General features: G+C 46.2%; 18 protein-coding genes. 16 read left to right on the top strand and 2 right to left on the bottom strand.

The features are described from left to right. Window positions 1–14: 14 nt before the first annotated feature. From EAI83_RS02655 to EAI83_RS02600, 12 genes are all read left to right on the top strand, one after another. Complete coding sequence (locus tag EAI83_RS02655; protein ID WP_059086814.1) at window positions 15–1,247, top strand: zinc-binding dehydrogenase; 1,233 nt, start codon at window positions 15–17, stop codon at window positions 1,245–1,247. Between the two features lie 24 nt (window positions 1,248–1,271). Further along, window positions 1,272–1,586, top strand: a complete 315-nt coding sequence (locus EAI83_RS02650; protein ID WP_015525953.1) for a BMC domain-containing protein — start codon at window positions 1,272–1,274, stop codon at window positions 1,584–1,586. An 84-nt stretch (window positions 1,587–1,670) separates the two neighbouring features. Further along, window positions 1,671–1,946: a propanediol utilization microcompartment protein PduA gene (gene pduA, locus EAI83_RS02645; RefSeq protein WP_015525952.1), complete on the top strand. Its 276-nt coding sequence runs from the start codon at window positions 1,671–1,673 to the stop codon at window positions 1,944–1,946. Between the two features lie 44 nt (window positions 1,947–1,990). Next, the gene (locus tag EAI83_RS02640) at window positions 1,991–2,332 is read left to right on the top strand and encodes a BMC domain-containing protein (RefSeq protein ID WP_129974570.1); all 342 of its coding nucleotides are present in this window, start codon (window positions 1,991–1,993) and stop codon (window positions 2,330–2,332) included. Window positions 2,333–2,404: 72 nt separating this feature from the next. Further along, window positions 2,405–2,683 carry a BMC domain-containing protein gene (locus EAI83_RS02635; protein WP_005427721.1) on the top strand — a complete coding sequence of 93 codons (279 nt, stop codon included), beginning with the start codon at window positions 2,405–2,407 and terminating at the stop codon, window positions 2,681–2,683. 141 nt (window positions 2,684–2,824) lie between these two features. After that, the gene (locus tag EAI83_RS02630; RefSeq protein WP_370816971.1) at window positions 2,825–3,436 is read left to right on the top strand and encodes a phosphate propanoyltransferase; all 612 of its coding nucleotides are present in this window, start codon (window positions 2,825–2,827) and stop codon (window positions 3,434–3,436) included. A gap of 69 nt (window positions 3,437–3,505) precedes the next feature. Further along, complete coding sequence (locus EAI83_RS02625; RefSeq protein WP_015525950.1) at window positions 3,506–3,772, top strand: EutN/CcmL family microcompartment protein; 267 nt, start codon at window positions 3,506–3,508, stop codon at window positions 3,770–3,772. 4 nt (window positions 3,773–3,776) lie between these two features. Beyond that, window positions 3,777–5,105 (top strand): 4Fe-4S dicluster domain-containing protein, encoded by a 1,329-nt coding sequence (locus EAI83_RS02620; RefSeq protein WP_021977480.1) that lies wholly within the window; start codon window positions 3,777–3,779, stop codon window positions 5,103–5,105. A 16-nt stretch (window positions 5,106–5,121) separates the two neighbouring features. Next, entirely contained in the window at window positions 5,122–5,670 is a 549-nt protein-coding gene (locus EAI83_RS02615) for a BMC domain-containing protein (RefSeq protein ID WP_015525948.1), read from the top strand. A 72-nt stretch (window positions 5,671–5,742) separates the two neighbouring features. Beyond that, window positions 5,743–6,507 carry a DeoR/GlpR family DNA-binding transcription regulator gene (locus EAI83_RS02610; RefSeq protein WP_129974569.1) on the top strand — a complete coding sequence of 255 codons (765 nt, stop codon included), beginning with the start codon at window positions 5,743–5,745 and terminating at the stop codon, window positions 6,505–6,507. A 136-nt stretch (window positions 6,508–6,643) separates the two neighbouring features. Continuing rightward, window positions 6,644–7,795 (top strand): 1-propanol dehydrogenase PduQ, encoded by a 1,152-nt coding sequence (locus tag EAI83_RS02605; protein ID WP_129974568.1) that lies wholly within the window; start codon window positions 6,644–6,646, stop codon window positions 7,793–7,795. A 468-nt stretch (window positions 7,796–8,263) separates the two neighbouring features. Beyond that, the gene (locus tag EAI83_RS02600) at window positions 8,264–9,490 is read left to right on the top strand and encodes a cob(I)yrinic acid a,c-diamide adenosyltransferase (protein WP_114002788.1); all 1,227 of its coding nucleotides are present in this window, start codon (window positions 8,264–8,266) and stop codon (window positions 9,488–9,490) included. Between the two features lie 103 nt (window positions 9,491–9,593). On the opposite strand, the gene EAI83_RS02595 is transcribed toward EAI83_RS02600, so the two are convergent. Further along, window positions 9,594–10,904 (bottom strand): hypothetical protein, encoded by a 1,311-nt coding sequence (locus EAI83_RS02595; RefSeq protein ID WP_129974567.1) that lies wholly within the window; start codon window positions 10,902–10,904, stop codon window positions 9,594–9,596. Window positions 10,905–11,191: 287 nt separating this feature from the next. On the opposite strand from EAI83_RS02595, the gene recQ reads away from it, so the two are divergent. After that, on the top strand, window positions 11,192–13,021 hold the full coding sequence (gene recQ, locus EAI83_RS02590) for a DNA helicase RecQ (protein WP_129974566.1): 1,830 nt from the start codon (window positions 11,192–11,194) through the stop codon (window positions 13,019–13,021). A 615-nt stretch (window positions 13,022–13,636) separates the two neighbouring features. On the opposite strand, the gene EAI83_RS02585 is transcribed toward recQ, so the two are convergent. After that, window positions 13,637–14,485: an AraC family transcriptional regulator gene (locus tag EAI83_RS02585; RefSeq protein ID WP_118368604.1), complete on the bottom strand. Its 849-nt coding sequence runs from the start codon at window positions 14,483–14,485 to the stop codon at window positions 13,637–13,639. A 206-nt stretch (window positions 14,486–14,691) separates the two neighbouring features. On the opposite strand from EAI83_RS02585, the gene EAI83_RS02580 reads away from it, so the two are divergent. From EAI83_RS02580 to EAI83_RS02570, 3 genes are all read left to right on the top strand, one after another. Next, window positions 14,692–16,488, top strand: coding sequence for an L-fucose isomerase (locus tag EAI83_RS02580; RefSeq protein ID WP_015525941.1), 1,797 nt, complete (start codon window positions 14,692–14,694; stop codon window positions 16,486–16,488). A 161-nt stretch (window positions 16,489–16,649) separates the two neighbouring features. Further along, window positions 16,650–17,684: an aldo/keto reductase gene (locus EAI83_RS02575; RefSeq protein WP_129974565.1), complete on the top strand. Its 1,035-nt coding sequence runs from the start codon at window positions 16,650–16,652 to the stop codon at window positions 17,682–17,684. A gap of 81 nt (window positions 17,685–17,765) precedes the next feature. Further along, window positions 17,766–17,872, top strand: a 107-nt coding sequence (locus EAI83_RS02570) for a MerR family DNA-binding transcriptional regulator (protein ID WP_129974604.1), incomplete at its 3' end; no start/stop codon positions are given.

Here is a 17,872-nt window from a genome sequence, read left to right as displayed (position 1 = left end):
GAGGAACATAAATCATGGATATGAACAATGTAAATATCGAAGAAATCGTTAAACAGGTTCTCTCCGGCATGACAGGAAACGCTCCGGCAGCAGCTGCTGCACCAAGCGCTCCGGCTGCTCCGGCAGGAAACACAATTCCGAAAAAAGCAAGAGTAGCAATGATGACAGAGAAGAAACATTTTGAGCTTCAGGAGTATGATCTTCCGGAAGTTGGCGACGACGACATCCTTGTTAAAGTTGAGGGATGCGGTGTCTGTGGAACAGATGCTCATGAGTACAAAAATGACCCGTTCGGTCTTATCCCGGTAGTTCTCGGACATGAGGGAACCGGTGAGATCGTAAAAATGGGTAAAAACGTTAAAGTTGATACAGCTGGTAAACCGGTTAAAGTCGGCGACAAGATCGTTACCTGTATGATCTTCAAAGATGATCCGGAAATCACAATGTTCGACCTTAACAAGAAGAACGTAGGCGGCGCTGATGTATACGGACTTCTTCCAGATGACGATGTAAAATTCAACGGATGGTTCGCTGATTACATCTTCATCAGAGGCGGAAAATTCGGTTCCACATTCTTTAATGTAAGTGACCTGGATCTTGATTCCCGTATCCTCATCGAGCCATGTGCAGTACTTGTACATGCTGTAGAGAGAGCAAAAACAACAGGAATCCTGAAATTCAACAGCAGAGTTGTTGTTCAGGGTTGCGGACCGATCGGTCTTATCTGCATCGCAGTTCTCCATACAATGGGCGTTCATAATATCTGTGCAGTAGACGGAAATGAGAAACGTCTTGAGTTTGCCAAGAGAATGGGAGCAAACACAACCGTTAACTTCATGAACTTCAAGGGCATTGAGGCACTTACTGAGGCTGTTAAAGAGGCTCAGGGCGGACATCTTGCAGATTTCGCTTTCCAGTGTACTGGAAATCCTCATGCACACTCCAACATCTACAAATTTATCCGCAACGGCGGCGGTCTTTGCGAGCTTGGTTTCTTCATCAACGGTGGAGACGCTACCATCAACCCGCACTTCGACCTCTGCTCCAAAGAGATCAACCTTGTTGGTTCCTGGGTATACAACCTCAGAGACTATGCAACAACATTTGATTTCCTTAAGAGAGCAAAAGCAATCGGACTTCCAATGTCTGAGCTGATCACACACAAGTTCCCGCTTGAGGAGATCAACGAGGCACTTGAGACAAACCTGGCAATGACAGGTCTTAAGATCGCGATTGTTAATAAATAACCTTAACGGGAAAGGAGAAGCAACATGGCAGAAGCTGTAGGAATTCTTGAGGTCTTCGGACTTGCAACAGCCTTTGTGGCAGCTGACGCCGGGTGCAAGGCTGCAAATGTCCACCTGGAGGTATTCGATAAGAATAAACCGGCGAATGCGGACAGCCTGCCAGTACCGCTTCTTGTCTGCATCAAGTACCGCGGAAGCGTGTCAGATGTCACGGCAGCGGTAGAAGCCGGCATGAAAGTTGCAGAGAGCATGACAGGCGTGGTACAGCATTACATAATCCCCAACCCGGAACCAGGTACACAGAAAATGCTGAAAATCAGCGCCTTGGATAAAGATTAAGAGGATTCCGAAGTTCACTTTACAAAAGTGGCGGAATCATATATGATAAAATGTAACGAAGATAAGATTCAGGAGGATAGAATCATGGCACAGGAAGCATTAGGAATGGTTGAGACAAGAGGCCTCACAGCTGCAATCGAGGCAGCAGATGCAATGACAAAAGCAGCAGAGGTTGCACTTGTAGGAACAGAGAAGATCGGTTCCGGTCTTGTAACTGTTATGGTTCGTGGAGACGTAGGCGCTGTAAAAGCAGCAGTAGAGAGCGGAAGCGCAGCAGCATCCAGACTTGGAGAGCTCGTAGCTACACACGTAATCCCGAGACCTCATACAGACGTAGAGAAAATCCTTCCAAAGCTCTGATTTCAGGCTTTGAGAGGAACGGAAATTAATTAAGGAGTTCGCTCATGGGAAAATCATATGGATTTATAGAAATCACTGGTGTTGTAGCGGCGATCAATGCCCTGGACATCATGTGCAAAACGGCAGACGTTGAGCTGGCGTCATGGGAGCGTAAGCTGGGCGGACGACTGGTGACCCTGATCGTACAAGGCGATGTATCAGCAGTTACAGCAGCTGTCAATGCAGCAGTGGAGCTGGCAATCAAAAAACCTGCCAGCTATGCGGTAATTGCCAATCCTCACGAGGAAATCGTCAAACTGGTTGAGCTGAGTGCAAGCCGGTGGAAAAAGAGACAGCAAGAAAATCCGGAAGAAGCACTGGAAAGCAAAAACAGCAGCAAAAAATAAGCTGCTGCACCAAAATAGTCAGAAGTAAACAGAACAAATAAAGCATTTATAATCCACAAGGAGGATATGATCATGACACAGGAAGCATTAGGAATGGTTGAGACAAGAGGACTTACAGCAGCTATCGAGGCAGCTGACCAGATGTGTAAAGCAGCTAACGTTGCTCTGGTAGGAACAGAGAAGATCGGTTCCGGTCTTGTAACAGTTATGGTTCGTGGAGATGTAGGAGCAGTTAAATCTGCAGTAGAGAGCGGAAGCGCAGCAGCATCCAGACTCGGAGAGCTTGTAGCTACACACGTAATTCCGAGACCTCATACAGACGTAGAGAAAATCCTTCCGGTTCTTAAATAATCTAACTGATCAGTTCCAAGACGCACCGGCCTGAGGGCCATTAAGGCTTCCGGCCGGTGTGTTTTGAGTTAAGTTCAGTCATGAAACCGAAAGAAAGCAGGTGTACTCTTGGAAACGAATAATATTGAAATGATCACAAAAATGGTGATCGATGCGATCAACAAAAACGAAGACAAGGGCAATGGTTTCGTTGTTCCTATCGGAGTTTCCGCAAGACATATTCACCTGACACAGGAGCATGTGGAGGCGCTGTTTGGAGAAGGCTATCAGCTCACAAAGAAAAAGGATCTGATGGGCGGACAGTTTGCATCCAATGAAACAGTTACCATCGTAGGACTGAAGCTCCGTGCGATCGAGAATGTAAGAATCCTCGGACCTGTCCGCAGCAAATCTCAGGTTGAGGTTTCCGCAACAGATGCGATCAAGCTGGGAATGAAGGTTCCGGTACGTATGTCCGGTGACCTTGCCGGAAGCGCGCCGATCGCCATTGTCGGACCGAAAGGTGCTATTTATCTGAAAGAGGGATGTATTGTGGCCATGCGTCACATTCATATGGCTCCGAAGGATGCCCAGGCTGCGGGTGTACATGATGGTGATATTGTTTCTGTTAAAGCGGACAATGAGCGCGGAACAATCTTTAATCAGGTTAAGATCCGTGTAGATGACAGCTTTACACTGGAAATGCATATTGATACAGATGAAGCAAATGCAGCAAGAATTGCCACAGGCAATACAGTTACCATAATCAAATAATATTCCTCCTTTGGGGATGCCACTTTCTGGCATCCCTAACAGAGGATATGGAGAAAAACGGAGGCTCATATGATCGTAGGCAAAGTAGTTGGAAGCATTGTTTCCACACGAAAAAGTGAAAAACTGATAGGAAATAAATTCATGATTGTAGAGCCGGTGCATCATATGAAAGCCGAGCACAGCCAGATTGTTGCCATCGATATCATCGGTGCGGGAATCGGCGAGTATGTATTGGTGGCACAAGGAAGCGCAGCAAGAATAGGCTGCGGCGTAGAAACAGCACCGGTAGATGCCGCAATCGTCGGAATCGTAGATGACGGTGCAGGATTGGAGTAACGCCATGGATATCAAAGAATTACAGAAAATTATGCAGGAGAATGGTGTTGTCGGAGCAGGTGGTGCAGGTTTCCCTACATACATGAAACTGACAGACAAAGCGGATACCATTCTTATGAACTGTGCAGAGTGCGAACCATTACTGAAACTTCACAGACAGTTGTTGGAAAAGCACGCATATGAGATCATGAAAACATTCGATATGGTTGCGGAGACGGTAGGAGCTTCCCAGGCCATTATCGGAATCAAAAAGTCTTATGTACAGACGATCAATGCTTTAAATCAGCATATTGAAGAATTCCCGAGGGTTAAGATCCATCTTCTGGATGAGGTTTATCCGATGGGTGATGAGGTTGTTCTTATTTATGAGGCAACCGGACGTGTGGTACGGCCAGGAGGACTGCCAATCGAGCAGGGAGTAGCCGTATTCAATGTAGAGACACTCTACAATGTATACCGCGCGGTAGAAGAACACAAACCGGTTACAAGCAAATATGTTTCCGTTGTTGCAGAAGTTGAGAATCCTGTTACAGTGAAAGTTCCACTGGGATGCACACTGGAAGAGGTTGTTGCCCAGGCAGGCGGAACAACTGTGAAAGATCCTGTATATTTCGTAGGCGGCCCGATGATGGGACGTATCGGAAACGGTTCTGATCCGGTTACAAAAACAACGAACGCAATCCTGGTTCTTCCAAAGGACCATGTTATTGTCATGAAGAAGCAGCGGACTTCTTCTATAGATCTGAAGAGAGCAGCATCCATCTGCTGCCACTGCCATACATGTACAGATCTTTGCCCGAGACACAATCTGGGACACCCGATCGATCCGGCAATGTTCATGATGGCAGCATCCAATCAGGATTTCAGAAATGTGAATCCTTATATCAATTCTGCATTCTGCAGCTCCTGTGGCGTCTGCGAGATGTATGCGTGTCCGCAGAGCCTGGCTCCGAGAACACTGCTTGCAGATATGAAGGGCGGACTTCGTAAGGCCGGAATCAGACCACCTCAGGGTGTTCAGCCGAAGCCGGTTCAGGAGTCCAGAGAATACCGCAAGGTTCCTGAGGAGCGTCTGATGGCACGTCTGGGACTTACCAGATATGACAAGGATGCACCGCTTCAGGAAGAACTTGTAAACGTATCGAAGGTAAAGGTTCTCTTAAGCCAGCATATCGGTGCACCGGCACAGGCAATCGTAAATGTAGGCGATATGGTAACAGAAGGCCAGATGATCGCACAGCCTGCACAAGGATTAAGTGTCGGAATCCATGCAACCATCAGCGGTAAGGTTACAGAAGTGACAGACCGCCATGTTGTAATTGCAAGAAATTAGAAAGGACGTGCACAAAATGAGTAGAGCAATCGGAATGATTGAGTTTAAAACCACACCAGCTGGTATCACTGCAGCAGATGCCATGGTTAAGACATCTGAAGTAGAGATCGTGGAGGCGCAGACAGTATGTCCGGGAAAATATATTGCAATTATCACCGGAGATTTAAGCGCAGTAAAAGCTGCTGTAGACACAGCTGTAACAACATACGAGGACAAATGTATTGACAGTTTTGTACTGGGCAATCCACATGAGTCCATTTTCCCGGCAATCTACGGAACCACACAGGTCGAGGAGATCAGTGCCCTGGGAATTCTTGAGACCTATGATGCAGCATCTATCATCGAGGCAGCAGATCAGGCAGCTAAGACAGCTATCGTTGATCTGATCGAGCTTCGTATCGCCAAGGGTATGTGCGGTAAATCTTACATGCTCCTTACCGGCGAGGTTTCTGCAGTAGAGGCTTCTATCGAAAGAGCAAAAGAGCTGGTAGCTGAAAAAGGAATGTACATGGATTCTTCAGTGATCGCTCATCCGGACAAGAGAATGATCGATACGATCCTTTAATATTGTCTTTATATCTGAGGGATATCCTTTTGAAGGGTATCCCTGCAATGACATCTGAAAAGGAGGCATCTTATGCTAGCATTAGAGAGAAGAAATCTGATTCTCGAGAAATTACAGGAAGAGAAAAGGGTTGTTGTAAGTGAACTAAGCCAGCTTTACAGTGTCTCAGAAGAAACCATCCGCCGTGATCTGGACAAGCTGGAAAAAGAGGGACTTGCCACAAAGAGTTATGGCGGTGCGGTGATCAACGAAGATGTCGGTATTGATTTACCATTTAATATTCGTAAAAACCAGAATGTACAGGGAAAGCAGAAAATGGCGGAGATTGCTGCTTCCATGGTGAATGACGGAGATCACATTTTTCTGGATGCCAGCACAACGGCAGTTTTTGTGGCCAAGGCTCTGAAAGAAAAGGAACGTCTTACCGTTGTTACCAATTCTATGGAGATCCTTTTGGAACTCTCTGATGTATCCGGCTGGAATATTATTTCCACCGGTGGAGTGATGAAGGAAGGGTATCTTGCATTCCTGGGTGCCAGAACCGAGGAAGTGATCCGCTCTTATTATGTGGACAAGGTTATTTTTTCCTGTAAAGCATTAAATGAGGATCTGGGAATCATGGAATCCAAAGAAGCCTTTGGAACAACAAAAAAAGCCATGATCAATTCCGGAAAAATGCGTATTCTGGTGGTAGACAGCACGAAATTTGATCAGACTGCTTTTTCCGTGGCAGGACAGCTGCGGGATATCGAGACGGTCATCACAGACAAAAAGCCGTCTGAAAAGTGGTTGAAGCATTTCAGCGCGCATAAGATCGAATGCATCTACCCGAAATAGGTTGGACATATATCGGAAAACGATTGTGTTCATGAGCATGCAGTGTATGCGGAATGCGGAGATCCGCTTTACTTTATCCGGCCACAGGCAGACAAAAGAGACCTGTGTTTCGGTATGACGAGAGGGAGCAGTTTCTATGAATACATTTGAAATGAAAACAGCCATCCATTTTGGAGCTGATGCCCTGGGAAGACTGAAAGAAATTCCATACAAAAGAGTCCTTGTTATCACAGACCCGTTTGTTGTAAAAAGCGGAATGATCGATATGATCACAAAACCGCTTCAGGCAGGTGGAAAAGAATTTGATATTTTCTGTGATGTTGTTCCGGATGCACCGGTTGGAAAAATTGCCGAAGGAGTTAAGAAATTCCTTCAGTATCAGCCGGAAGCTATTGTTGCAGTAGGTGGTGGTTCTGCCATCGACTCCTCCAAGGCAATCCGTGAGTTTGCCCTGAAGATCAATAATTACGGAAAAGTCGGACTGGTTGCCATTCCTACAACAAGTGGTACCGGTTCCGAGGTTACTTCTTTTGCAGTTGTAAATGATACAGAAGCACATGTGAAGTATCCGCTGATCTCAGAAAGCCTGACCGCTGATGAGGCAATTCTGGATGCGGAGCTTGTACGTAGTGTTCCGCCTGCGATTACAGCAGATACAGGTATGGATGTTCTGACTCATGCAATTGAGTCTTATGTCAGCATCAACCATAATGAGTTTACATCTGCACTTGCAGAGAAAGCAATCGAGATCTGTGGCGTATATCTTTATCGTGCATATGTTGACGGTAATGATATGCATGCAAGACAGAAGATGCATGTAGCGTCCTGTCTGGCAGGACTTTCCTTCAATGCAGCAGGTCTTGGAATTACTCACAGTATGGCTCATCAGCTGGGTGCTATTTTCCATATTCCTCACGGAAGAGCTAATGCGATGCTGTTGCCGCATATTGTTGAATATAATGCAAATATCAACAAACGCAGCAGAAGCCAGAAAGAATATCTTCCGGCAGTAAAGAGATATTCCAATATTGCACATCTTCTTGGACTGAGCAATTATAACGAAGTTATGAGCGTAAGATCTCTTGTAAACTGGATTCAGTTTATGCAGAAAGAGATGAATATCCCGCTTACCATCGAAGAGATGAAGACGATCACACCGGATGCTTATTTTGCGGCGGTTGATAAGATGGCGGATATGGCACTTGCGGATGCCTGCACAGCGGCAAATCCGCGTGTACCGAAGAAAGAGGATATTATTAAGATTTATACTAAACTTTGGTCTTTTTAAAAAGACAGTAAAACCGCAAAGGGGCCGCAAAGCCGCGGCCCCTCTGCACACCCCTCGGGCTTTTTTTAGAGTGCTTGACTGTGACGGGCGGAAGGGTATTGACTTGTGCCTGTATGCTGCGGTTGTTCCGGGTTGAACGTTGTGCCGATGGGGCGCCGTGGGCGCCTTGAATGTGTGACGTTTTGGCGGAGGCTGGCGCGTTTGTGAACGCCGCGCCTAGTTTGCTGGGATGGTTGTGGTGTGTGTTACGTTTGCGTGGAATACGTGGGCGCGTTTGTGAACGCCGCGCTTGGTTTGCTGGGATGGTTGTGGTGTGTGTTACGTTTGCGTGGAATACGTGGGCGCGTTTGTGGACGCCGCGCCTGGTTTGCCGGGATGATTGTGGTATGCGTAGCATTTCGAGGATTGTAAAATTGGTCTGATATGGGTGGGATTATTTATCAGGAGTTGCTGGGAGGTTGAGCTGGGATGGAGGTTTATACCGGGTATGGTGATAAGGGGATGACGGATCTTTCCCATACGAAGAATGTTTCAAAGTCGGATGATCGGATTTGTCTGATGGGGTCAGTTGAGGAGCTGATGAGTCATATTGGGCTTGTGCGGGTTCTGGTTGATGATGTGGATGTTGTCCGGATGCTGGAGAAGATCTCGGAGACTTTGAAGAAGATCATAGATGGGGTTTCTGATCCTTATAATCGGGAGTTTAAGGTCAGTGAAGACCGGACGGAGCTTCTGGAGGAGGAGATTGGCCGGATGAAAGAGATTTTTTCCGGAGAGAGGCTTCCGATTCTTCCGGGGGATTCCCGAGTTGCGGCTGAGATCGATGTGACAAGAGCTGTGGCGCGGAGGGCTGAGAGAGAGCTTGCGCTGGTCAGTGTGAAGTTTGGATCGGATACCGGAGCCAAGAAATATATGAACCGTCTGTCAGATTATTTTTATGTGCTGGCAAGGTATGTGGATGTTGCGAAGATCGAAGAGAAGAAGACAGATATTTCTGGAAGTGTTCAGAAATCTGTGAAAGCAGAAACTGCTGGGATTGAAGCTAATGTTGGGGTAGAGGCTGTAGGAACTGTTGGAAGTAGTGCGGATGTTGCAGCGGGTACATCGGCGGTGGATGTAAGAGCACAGGATTCGCAGATGGTGCAGAAAAGGGATGTACAGGCTTTTGATGTGCAGAATGGGACTGTGACGACAGCAGTGGGAGGAAATACGGCGATGGCACAGAATGACAGTATAGCAGCAAACACGGCGATGATCCAGGAAGTGCTGAAGCGTATGGGTATCCAGGGTCGTATCACATTGGATTCTGCCAAGAGGCTTATTGAGAAGATCGAGCAGGAAGCTTTGAGAAGAAACAAGCCTTCTGTAATTGCGGTATGCAGCCCGGATGGAAATCCGGTTGCGGTTCATGTGATGGATGGATCTTTTCTTGTAAGCTTTGATATGGCCGTAAAAAAGGCATATACATCTGTGGCAGTGAAGATGTCCACCATGGAGCTTTCCAGACTGACACAGCCGGGCCAGACATTTTATGGTCTTGGAAAAATGAGTGACAATATTGTGATATTCGGAGGCGGTGTACCCCTGAAGGTTGGAGACACCATCATCGGCGGTCTCGGTATCAGCGGTGGTACCGGCGAAGAGGATAACAGCCTTGCAGAGTATGGACTGCAGGTACTGAATGAGGTACTGTAGGATAAAAACAAAACGTATAGACAGCTCAGAGAGAATAAATAAAAGGGACGTGTTGCAGTGATGATTTTTAAATCAATACTGCGGCACGTCCCTTTTGAATTATTTACTTCCAGCTAATCTTCAGACATTTAACGGAAATATCACTTTTTTCCGGCACCTGGACCATGTTCTGGATGAAATAGGTTTTTTTCATGGTTTTTCCGGGCTTCAGGTTCAGTGTCAGATTTTTGGTCCAGTACATCTGGTCATAGATACCGGAACCGGTGGTGATCTTTACTTTTGCGGTGGTGATGGTTTTCGCAGAAGTATTGGTGAACTTTAAGGTATAATAGGTCTTCATGTCATTGGGGCCATACTTGATACCGGCAACACGGATCTTCAGATTTTTGACGGTAGGTTTGGCGGCCGGTGCAGATACAGTAATAGTGATCTTACGATTGACACCGTTTAAGTTTGCGGTAACCGTGGCTGACCCTTTTTTCTTTGGGACAAGATAGTTTCCGGAAATGGCAAGTACGGAAGGCTTGCTGGATTTTGCATTTTTGATGGTCAGACTGGTACCGCCCTTCAGATTGATAAGGGAACGCATGCTGACCTTGGAGCCAACCTTGAGTGTAGTTTTGGAAGCACGGAAGGTTGCTACGGTTTTTGAAGGAGAGGATACTTTTCCGGTCAGCTTACAGGCTGTGGCCTTTGGGTAGGATAAAGTGATCTTTGCGGATCCGGCTTTCATGCCCTTCAGGGTAACTGTGAAACGGCTGTGTTTTTTGGAATCCTGAGTGATGCTTTGTACCTTGAGAACAGAGCTGTTGGAAGAAGTAACCTTGAATTTTGATTTGCTGATGGTTTTTACGTAGGGATCAGAAATCTCAATTCCGATGGAAGCGGTTTTTCCGGTTCGGATGCTCTGGTTCAGATAATTGTTGTTGGTGATAAAAATTTCAGGCACTGCCTGTTTGATGGTAACCTCATAGTCACAGTCTACCGGTACCGGACATTTTTTATTGCCGAAATCGAACTCCAGGTAGCCATCCTCTATGTTGTCATCGTAGGTGAAAAAGGTTTCCTTGTATGCCAGTGGTGTATAATTTGAAGTGCTCAGCTTAACCACATTGATCCCATCGATGGAAAATGTGGTGCTCTTTGGGATGACTCCCTTGGGTGAATAAAAGCTTACACGAACTGTCACGGCATAGATCCGTTTTTGGCAGTTTGCATTTTTGATGTTGATCGGGAAATTAATGTCTGAAGACTCATCTTCGATCACACCGTCGGTATCACGGATAGTGGAAGTGGTTCCTTTGGTCACGACCCGGATTCTGGCGTGGGCATCCTGGGGAAGCAGGAGCACAATAACGGAAAAAAGAAACAGGAAAAAAATTGCTTCGATGGTTTTTATTTTTCTTTTACACATAACAAACCTCCTTTTTTTATGAGCATACCGGCTGTTACTGAACAGAGGCTCGGGTACTCCATGAATTCATGGTCCTCTGCTGCGGAACAGTATAAACAGACTCTTTCTCTTATATCATTATAACAGGAAACCAGGGAGGAAGTGCTTTGTGATTTTTTTGTATCAATTGGCAATTTATCTGTAAATATGTTAAAATAAAATATTCGGAAAACAGCAGCGATTCGACAATGAAAAAGAGAAGCGTTACAGTTCCGGTGGGAACGTAACAGAAAGGATCATGTCGATTTATGACGAAACAGGAACTTTTAAATACCCATTTCGGGTATGATACATTCAGAGAAGGGCAGGAAGCGGTGATCGACGCGCTTCTTGCAGGAAAAGATGTTCTGGCAGTGATGCCAACCGGCGCAGGAAAATCCATCTGCTATCAGGTACCGGCACTGATGATGAAGGGGATCACACTGGTAATATCACCGTTGATCTCCCTTATGAAGGATCAGGTGAGAAGCCTGAACCAGGTCGGTATCTCAGCAGCATACCTCAACAGCTCTCTGACGCAGGGGCAGTATTTCACAGCCTTGCGCTATGCAAAGGCAGGGCGATATCCGATCATTTATGTAGCACCGGAGAGGCTTACCACAGAGGCGTTTCTGGATTTTGCGCTGAGCGCGGATATTTCCATGATCGCAGTGGATGAGTCACACTGTGTATCACAGTGGGGACAGGATTTTCGGCCAAGCTATCTGAAGATCGCAGAGTTTGTGGCACAGCTTCCAAAAAGACCGGTGATCGGTGCATTTACAGCTACAGCCACGAAGGAGGTCAGGGAGGATATTGCAAGACTTCTGGGGCTTCAGGATCCCTTTTGCACAACCACAGGATTTGACCGGGAAAACCTTTATTTTGCAGTGAAAACACCGAAAGATAAATATAAGGAAGTACACGATTACATACTGGAGCATCCGGACGACAGTGGGATCATCTACTGTCTCACCAGAAAGCTGGTGGAGGAGGTCTGCGGAAAGCTGATCCGTGACGGCATCACGGCCACCAGATATCATGCAGGACTTTCCGATGAGGAACGCCGGAACAATCAGGATGATTTTATTTATGACCGCTGTCGTGTGATGGTAGCCACCAATGCATTTGGAATGGGAATCGACAAATCCGATGTGCGTTATGTCATTCATTATAATATGCCGAAGAACATGGAAGGCTATTATCAGGAAGCAGGCCGTGCGGGCCGTGACGGCGATCCTGCGGAATGTATCCTGCTTTACAGCGGGAAGGATGTGGTTACCAATCAGTATCTTATCGAGAGAGGACAGGATAACCAGGAAATGGAAGCGGCAGCCTGGCGCCTTGTCCGGGAGCGTGATCAGGAGAGGCTGAAGCAGATGACCTTTTACTGCTTTACCCATGATTGTCTGCGTGAGTACATCCTGAAATATTTTGGGGAATACGGAAAAAGCTACTGCGGAAACTGCCTGAACTGCCAGACCGAGTTTGAAGAGCAGGATGTGAGCCAGGAGGCCAGGGCAATGATCCGGTGCGTGGAAAGCAGTGGTCAGAGATACGGGGTGAACGTGATCCTGGATACTTTGCGCGGTGCATCTACGGCGAAGATCCGGCAGTATGAGATGGATGGAAATCCGGAATATGGAGTCTGTGCAAAGATTCCGGCACACCGGCTGCGGCAGATCTTTAATTATCTGGTACTGAAGGAATATCTTCATCTGACGGATGACGGATATACGATTGTGAAGCTGACCGCCGCTTCCAGGTCACTTCTGGAGGAGGCGCATATCCTCACAATGAAAATGTCAAAAGAGCTGGAGACGAAGAAAAAAGAGAAACGGAGCAGACTTCCGAAATCTGCAGTCGGGGAGCTGGGAGAACAGGATGAGCCTCTTTTTCAGAAGCTCCGTGCTCTTCGCCTGGAGATCGCCAGAGAGGAAAAAATCCCCCCTTATATGGTATTTTCCGACAAAACCCTTATCCATATGTGCATTCTGAAGCCCGGAAACGAGGAGGAAATGCTGAATGTGACAGGAGTCGGCAGGCACAAGTACGAAAAATACGGAAAAAGGTTTATAGACGCGGTGAAAAATCTGTAGGAAATAGACTTTTGCCGTCGGAAAATGAAGAGCGAAATGTTCTGAAATTTCTTGCATTTTAAAGAGGCATTTGTTAGAATAAGACAAGCAGGAAACATCCGGCGGCTATAATGCGGCCGGATCGTTTTTAACTGTATCATATTTCTGCTGCATGTTCCGGTGCAGCGTACAGGCATTTCGCAAGCAGAGTTCTATGCAGCAGTGGAATCCCTTCGAGTAGATGGACCGACTGTGTGAGATATCCGTTGGTCAGAAGCAAGCAGTGAGGTGGATGATCGTATCCGCTTTCAATTAAGACATAATCTGGTGCTGGTCACTGCGTGAACAGAGATCAGGCTCCTTCACGATCTGCGTCGGCTTTTTCATGCAGAAAATCTGCCCTGCCGGCTTTTTTTCTCATACAGAAGAGTAGCATGTATTCATAAAGACATGAACATAGCCCGTCTGCAAAACGGGAATCCGTTCCGGCATGACTGTTCTCCGCCAGGCCGAAAAAGCTGTATTTACATAAAACAGCCCAATTCCTCAAAAAGCAGGATATCCGCAATATGTGCGAGATCCTGCTTTTTGTCATGTAATACACTGATATGTGCCATTAAGATGTGGAAAAATATTTCAGCGTCTTTTATATTTGCCGGGGGTGATCCCCTTGTACTTTTTGAAGGTACGGATAAAATAGCTCAGATCATTAAAGCCATTCCGGTAGGCGATCTCCGTGATGGAATCATCGGTGGTAGCCAGCTGGCAGCAGGCCTGCTCGATCCGCTGGCGGTTGAGGTAATCCATTGGTGTCTGATGCGTCATCTCGGAAAAGAACCGGCAGAAATATTTGGGAGACATGGAAACCGAAGCGGAAAGCTCCTGTAGGGTAATGGGGCTGGCATAGTTCTTTTCAATAAATTCCACGACCTGCTTCAGCTGGACAATGCGCTTGTAATCTCGTCTGGTTTTCCGCAGGCTTTCCAGGTAGTAATGATTACCAAAAACCAATCCGAAAAAGTGGTAAAATTGTCCAAACACAACCAGCTCATATCCTGGCTTTCTCTGCCAGAAAGAATCAAAAAGAGAGTTCACTGCTCTCTGGATATCAGGTTGCTTTTCAGTGAAATGGTGATAGATCAGAAGCTCCTGGTGGCTGATCTTCTGCATATATTCTGTGCAGATGGAATTAAATTTCAGAAACATGTTCATATCAAAAACAATGCACTGATAGATACAATCCTGAGGAATTCCGGAATGCAGAACTCCACTATTGACAAAAATCACATCTCCGGCTTTTGCTGTAAAACTTTTTTCGTCTAAAGTGACGGTGAGAGTGCCCTGTAATACACGCATGATTTCACATTCTACATGCCAGTGGTAGGACATGACATAGCGTGGATGGCTGCTGTCAATGTGGTGGAATTCAAAAGGAAATTCATAGGTACCTCGAAGTCTGTCCTCATTTCTTCCAAGATCGTGCAAAATACAACCCTTCTTTCTTAAATTTTTATAGTTTTTTTGGGAACTCATATGAAAAAGTGAATATTGTACTGTTTTTTGCTATTATAACACAAGTAATTTAAAAGATGCAATCGTATAATAAAAGCATAGTTCGGACAGGAGTTGTTGGAACGTAAAAAAACTGTAAGTTATAATAGTGAATATAAATTTAGGAGGTAATTGTTACTATGGCAAAGAGCAGATTAGTAGGCAGCTATCCGGTTATCGGTATCAGACCAACCATCGACGGACGTAGAGGAGCCCTCGATGTAAGAGGATCTCTGGAAGATCAGACTATGAACATGGCCAAATCCGCAGCAAAGCTTTTCGAGGAGAACCTGAAATATTCAAATGGTGAGCCTGTAAAAGTTGTTATTGCTGATACCACCATCGGACGTGTTGGTGAGAGCGCCGCATGTGCGGATAAATTCCGTAAAGAGGGTGTAGATATCACTCTTACAGTTACACCATGCTGGTGCTACGGAGCTGAGACCATGGATATGGATCCACAGACCATCAAGGCTGTATGGGGATTCAACGGAACAGAGAGACCTGGTGCTGTATATCTGGCATCCGTTCTTGCTACACATGCACAGAAGGGCCTTCCGGCATTCGGTATCTACGGACATGACGTTCAGGAAGCTGACGACACATCCATTCCAGAAGACGTTAAAGAGAAACTGTTAAGATTCGGCCGTGCAGCAGTTGCAGCTGCATCCATGAGAGGTAAATCCTACCTGCAGATCGGTTCTGTAACAATGGGTATCGGCGGATCTATCATCGATTCTGATTTCATCGAGTCCTATCTCGGAATGAGAGTTGAGTCTGTTGATGAGGTAGAGATCATCCGTCGTATGACAGAGGGTATCTACGATCATGAAGAGTTTGAGAAAGCTCTCAAATGGGCAAAAGAGACCTGCAAGATCGGCTGGGACAAGAACCCGGAAGAGCTTCAGTTCTCACCAGAGAAGAAAGAGGAGCAGTTCGAGTTTGTTGTTAAGATGGCAGTTATCATCAAAGAGCTGATGAACGGCTGTGATAATCTTGCTCCGGAATTCTCCGAGGAAGCAATCGGACACAATGCTCTTGCAGCTGGATTCCAGGGCCAGAGACAGTGGACAGACTTCTATCCGAACGGTGACTTCGCAGAGGCTATGCTGAACACATCCTTCGACTGGAATGGCGCTCGTGAGCCGTACATCCTTGCTACAGAGAACGACGTTCTCAACGGACTTGGAATGCTGTTCATGAAACTTCTTACAGGACGTGCTCAGATCTTCGCTGATGTTCGTACATACTGGAGCCCGGAGGCAGTTAAGAAAGCTACAGGATATGACCTTGAGGGTGTTGCCAAAGAAGCTGGCGGATTCCTTCATCTGATCAACTCCGGTGCTGCTTGTCTGGATGCTAACGGACAGGCTAAAGAGGCTGACGGAACACCAGTTATGAAACAGTGGTGGGATGTTACAGAGGCAGACCAGAAAGCAATCATGGACAATACAGAGTGGTGTATGGCCGACAACGGATACTTCCGTGGAGGCGGATACTCCAGCCGTTATGAGACACGTGCTCAGATGCCTGCAACTATGATCCGTCTGAACCTTGTAAAAGGACTTGGACCGGTTCTTCAGATCGCAGAGGGATGGACAGTAGCCCTTCCGGAAGAGGTATCTGACAAGCTCTGGAAACGTACAGATTACACATGGCCATGTACATGGTTCGCTCCAAGATGCGATGGCAAAGAGGGACCGTTCAAAACAGCTTACGATGTAATGAACAACTGGGGTGCTAACCACGGTGCGATCTCCTACGGACACATCGGTGCAGACCTGATCACAATGTGCTCTATGCTGAGAATCCCGGTATCCATGCACAACGTTCCTGAGAAGGATATCTATCGTCCGGCAGCTTGGAACGCATTCGGTATGGAAAAAGAGGGTGCAGACTTCCGCGCTTGCAAGAACTATGGACCACTTTACAAATAAATCATATTGTTAAGATAACGGAATATCAAATCCTCCGGCATGCATGTGCCGGAGGATTTTTTTGTGCCATAGTATATGGATAGTTGGGAAATATACTGTTCGGATCTACGGAAAAAAGTTATAATAGAAAAAGATATATATGAATACGGGAGGTTACGTAGATGAAATATATACAGCTGAACAATACAGAGCTGAACATCAGTCCTATCTGCCTCGGAACAGCAGGATTTGGAGATAAATCAGACCTGGAAAAAAGCTTTGAGATTCTGAATGCCTTTGTATGGGCAGGCGGAAATTTTATTGATACGGCAAATGTCTATTGCAAATGGCTAAAAGGACATGGAAACTGCAGTGAGCAGATCATAGGAAAATGGCTGAAAGAGAGTGGCATGCAGGGAAAAGTTATTGTGGCAACGAAGGGCGCGCACTATTCCTTTGAGGATCCGGGCCGCAGCAGAGTGAACAAAGAAGATATCCGCATGGACCTGGATGAGAGCTGCCGCACACTGGGAAAAGATGAGATGGATTTTTACTGGCTTCACAGAGATGATCCGGAGAAACCGGCGGAGGAAATCGTGGATATTCTGGAAGAATTGAAAAAAGAAGGCCGGATCCGTTATTATGGATTTTCCAATTACCGCACAGAGAGGCTGAAAGAAATTGCTCAGTGTCTGAGAGAACGAAATCTTTCAGGGATCACAGCAGTATCCAATCAGTGGAGTCTTGCAGGAATCAATCCCGGAGGAAATACAAATCCGGATCCTACACTTGTGGAGTTTTCCAGGGAAGAATATCAGTGGCACTGTGAGACAGGCGCTGCTGCCGTTCCGTTTTCTTCCACTGCAATGGGATTTTTTTCAAAACTTCAGAAAATGGGGCTTTCCTTTACAGATGCAGAGGTGGATGCATCCTGGATGCGGGAGAAGGAAACACAGATCACAGGTCTTTCAGAAAGTATGAAAAGATCCTACTGGAACGAGACAAACTTTCGTACCTATCAGAAGCTGTTAAAGCTGCAGAAAGAAACCGGCCACAGCCTGCAGGCCCTGTCTTTGGCATACTTTTTCCATCAGCCATTCCAGACTGTGCCTGTAACCGGTGTCAGCAATCCTTCACAGCTAAAAGATGTACTGGATGCCTGTGAGATCGACCTTGCACCGGAACTGTTCGGAGGCTGGGTGAGTGCAGGAGGATGATATAAGTAACTAAATATATTGTAAAAAGATATTAAATGTGTTTAAATGTACTTATGGAGGTATATTATGAATACATCAAATATCACAAATTATAAACCAAAAGATTTTGCTGAATTATTAGGTGTTTCTGTAAAAACGCTTCAGAGATGGGACAGAGAGGGAATCTTAAAAGCAAACCGAACTCCAAC

The sequence above is a fragment of the Blautia sp. aa_0143 genome, assembly GCF_004167315.1.
GTDB lineage: Bacteria > Bacillota > Clostridia > Lachnospirales > Lachnospiraceae > Blautia_A > Blautia_A fusiformis.
Note: the sequence above shows the minus strand (reverse complement) of the source record. Positions and strands in the feature narration are given on the sequence as shown.